Origin of the sequence: Rubrivivax gelatinosus, assembly GCF_016583785.1 — a bacterium.
Lineage (GTDB): Bacteria > Pseudomonadota > Gammaproteobacteria > Burkholderiales > Burkholderiaceae_C > Rubrivivax > Rubrivivax gelatinosus_B.
Map to the genome: position 1 here is coordinate 1 of NZ_NRRU01000192.1, position 3,856 is coordinate 3,856.

Annotated in this window: 2 protein-coding genes and 1 pseudogene; all 3 read right to left on the reverse strand. The window is 66.7% G+C overall.

The window, feature by feature from the left end; genetic code table 11:
• Positions 1-703: pseudogene (locus tag CKO43_RS25160) on the reverse strand (hypothetical protein); the annotation flags it as partial.
• Between the two features lie 54 nt (positions 704-757).
• Entirely contained in the window at positions 758-2,830 is a 2,073-nt protein-coding gene (locus tag CKO43_RS25165) for a T6SS effector phospholipase Tle3 domain-containing protein (RefSeq protein ID WP_200232354.1), read from the reverse strand.
• A 3-nt stretch (positions 2,831-2,833) separates the two neighbouring features.
• Positions 2,834-3,856: DUF2345 domain-containing protein (locus tag CKO43_RS25170; RefSeq protein WP_200232355.1), on the reverse strand; the 1,023-nt coding region annotated here is incomplete at its 5' end.

Consider the following 3,856-nt stretch of genomic DNA (forward strand, 5'->3'; position numbering starts at 1 on the left):
GGGCTCCCAAGTACGCCAGCGGCTTGCGACCGGTGTCGTAGGCGGGGTGGGCCAGCATCAGCAGCACGGCGGCTTCGTTGGCGGCGCTGCCCTTGGGAAAGCTCGGCAGGTCCACGGTGGCCTGCCAAATCACCTTGCCTTCGGGGGAGGCGATCATCTTCAGGCCCGCTTCCATCGTGGTCCAGCCGGCGTTGCCGTTGGCGATGGTCAATGCGGGCTTGGAGGTTAGGCCGAAGGATTGGTAGGCCTTGCGCCAGTTTGCCTGCGCGTCGGCGTCGCTGCGCTCAGGCACAAAGCCGGCGACAAGGGGCAAGCCGTTCATGCGGACGCCGTTCCACATGAACATGTTGAAGCCTTCGACGTCCTGGCCGTAGTAGGTGACGACGAACTGGAAGCTGAGGGTCAGTTCGACCAACAGCGATTTCTCAAGTCTGGGTCGCAGCAGTGGATTGGTCACGGATCCATCACTGCCGGTGACCGACTTGTAGTAGGGAAGTGGACCCGCATCCGGCGACTGTGCCAGCAGCAAGGCAAGATGCTTCTCCACGCCGAATCCCGGATCAAACATGGTCGAGATGGCGTTGCCCCCTACCAGTTGCGCGACGGTCCCCGGCGGCCACGACGCTGCGCGTACCGCTGGGGAGGTGGCCGGCCGCAAGTCCGCCGTCGCCGGCTTGATGCCCAGCAGTTCAAGCAGGCCCATGCTGAGTGCTCCGGTGATGAACGGACGCCGATTCATTGAAGGAAATGCCTGGTTTCATTTGAGGGCGCCCGCCCAATGGCGTTCGCGCACATCCACGATGCCGGGGGCAGTGGCTGCCATGTGCTGCATGGTGTACGTGAGGTGCAGTTGCTTATCTTCATAGAAACCTTGCTTCCAGTAGTCGAAGAACGCCTGCGCGGGGGCGAACTTGCCGGCGAGAGGTTCGTCCACAAACATCCAGTGCGCGAACTGCCTGAACACCTGCACATCCTCCGGCTTGATGCGGCTGGGGTTGACCCAGCCGATGGCCACGTCGTAGGCCAGCACGCGCTCGGCGTGCAGGGCGTTGGTCAGGATGGTGGAGTGGTCGGTCGCGTTCGGGTTCTCTTCCATCATCTTGCGCAGTTCGGAGCGCTGCTCTTCGGCCGACAGCGTCTGGCCCGCCTTGGCTGCGGCCTGCTGCAGGCGCTTCAGGCGTGCAGCCTGCTCGTAGCGCAGCGAACGTTCACTGGCCGCAGTGCCCTGGCCGGTCCGTTGGTAGACCTCGGCATGCGGATCGTCGGCGACGACTTCCTTGTGCTCGGCCGAGGCCAGCGCATCACGCGCCGGATCCTTGTCCTCGTCGAACGGCCCCGTCTTGCCGTAGCGCATGGACATGGGCGTGACCGGCCGGGGCAAGGCCGGCGCCGTGATCGGCACGGCCCAGTCCTTCGGCGGATCGGCGTTGATCGGGATGTCGAACATGCGCGTCACGATGTACACAAACGGCGCCGTCACGAAGGTGAAGATCTTCGAGAAGAACCCCTGCTCTTCGGTGGTGGCGAGGGCGAATCGCATCATCGGCGGACGCGGCAGCCAGAACTGCGAAGCGTCGTGGTGGTCGTCACGGTAGCGGTAGGCGCGTCCCGTCCAGTCGGGTGAACCGACGGCGAACTCGGGCGACTGCTTGCCCCCGGGCATCGCCCACACACGCTGGTGGAAGACGCCCGCGGCGCCGATCTTTTCCAGCTGCGCCGCGTTCACGCCGCGCCAGCCCATGCCTTGCACCGGCGCCACGCCGATCACCTGGTCGTGCGGGTTGCAGTACAGGAACACGCGGCCGCGGTTGTCTCGGTCGCTGCCCGGTGCGGGCACCGCCTTCGGGTCGCCGGGAAAGGTTTTCAGTTCGAAGCGCGTCTCGCCCGTGTGCCGATCCTTGAAGCCGTGGTAGCGGTTGATCAGCTCCAGCGGCTGCCCGGTGCCGGCGCGTTGCTTCACCGCCGCCAGGAAGTTCTTGAACGTCGCGATGCGGGCATCCGTGGTCACGCCGCCGAACTGGCCGGTGGCGGACTTGCCGTCCTCGTTGACGATCTGGTCCATCGCCAGGCTCTCCAGGCTGTACGGCGGGTTGCACAGCACGTAGGTGTCGGCAATGGCCCCGGTCGCTTCTCCCATCAGCGCCGCGGCCAACGTGACCATGTTGCCCTGGCTGTGGCAGACCACCGTGATGGGGCAGTCGGCCTGCTTGGCGCGAATCGCCGCAATCAGCTCCTTCAGCCGGTGCGCTGCGTGGGCGAAGTAGGCGCGCGGCGGGCAGGCGTAGACCTCGCGTCCGTCGACGGGGAACATGTTGGCGTAAAGCCACCAGAACACCCGGTCATCCAGGCCGTCGCCCCACATGTACGGCAGCGCCGAGGTGCCGTTCTGGAACGGGCCACCACCCCAGGCGTCCAGTTCGTTCAGGTAGATCTTGCTGCCGTACACCGCCCGCTCGTCCTGCGAGCCGGGCGTGCCGTCGCTGCCGGCGGCCTTGTAGCCCCAGCGGAAACGGATCACGGGCGAACGCCCCGGGTCGACGACGAAGTTCAGCCCGTCGATGGCCTTGTTCAAGCTGCCATTGGGTCGCAACTCCTCCCGGTAAGAGGTCTCGCTCAACTCCGCGCCGGTCCCCAGCAGCGCCAGCCGCCGGTTCAGGCCGGCGACCAGGCCCCGTTCCGCGGCCTCGTACCACTCGCCGTCGGAGTTGACGCCGTGCACGAAGATGACGAAGCCGGGCATGTGGGCGACGTCGGCATACGCGACCTCCATGCCCTGCACGGACGTGTTGGCGCGGTCGTTCAGGAACTCGAGGCTGCGTGAAACGGCCATGGGTCAGTCGAAGAGGAGTTCGATGCGAACGTGCTGCATGCCGTCGCTTTGCGCCAGGCTGGTCTGGCCCTGGGCGTCGGTGACGCCTTCGAAGACCCGGCCATCATCGAGCGTCATGCGGTATTTCTGGTGAGCAATGGGTTGCGCATCGGACCGCCGCCGGATGACGTACCGGCGCATGAAGCCGGCACCGGGGGAAAGCTCAGGCATCGCGTAGCTGGTCTGCTGCGGCCCCGTGAAGCTCTTCTTGCCCGCCAAGACCGAGATCTTGCCGGGGCACTCCACGATGATGTTGCCGCCTTCCAGCGTGATCCTGGCACCGCCCGCGGTGGCGAAGTGGATCTTCTTGGCGGCCGCCCAGTCCACATGCGCACTGGCGCTTTGGATGCTCACGTCCTGCTTGGCCGCCACGCGCAGCGTGTCGCTCTGCGCCTGCACGCTGATGTCGCCTTGGCCGGCGATGAGGGTGATGCCCTTGCCGGCGGCCTGTTCTCCAGGCTTCACCGCCCCGGCCAGCACGCCGATGCTCTGGCCGGTGTGGATGCGCAGGGCGCCGCCGCTGGCTTGCTCCAGGTTCTGCCCTGCGGCGAGTGTGAGAGTCTCGCCAGCGGCCATCTGCAGATCTTGCCCGGCGACGATGCCCAGGCCCGCCTTGGCGCTGATGGCGACCATCGGGTCGGCCGTGTGCGGCAGTTTGCCGTCTGCTGTGCAGGTGCTCTTCGCCGCGGCGTCGCCCAGGGCTTCTTCCAGGCTGGCGTCGGCCACCATGCCCTTGAGGCTGGTGAGCATCGCCTGGGCCGGCGCCTCGCTGTCGCTGATGGCCGCCTTGCCGGCTTCGAAGCTGCCGATGTTGGCGGCCAACTGCGTGGCCTGGTGCGTCTTCGCCGCGTCGCTGAAGGTCTTGATGAGCGTGGCGAGTTGCTTGACCAGCGCCAGCCCGGCAGCGTTGTCGCCGGCCGGCGCGGCCTCGGGCTGGCCATAGGTGGTCAGCAGGATGCCCTGGGCCGCCCGGATGGCGCCCCAGGC

Bases quoted from the DNA above. Each gene is read 5' to 3' on its own strand.
- CKO43_RS25165 (WP_200232354.1), bottom strand. From the start codon at position 2,830: ATGGCCGTTTCACGCAGCCTCGAGTTCCTGAACGACCGCGCCAACACG.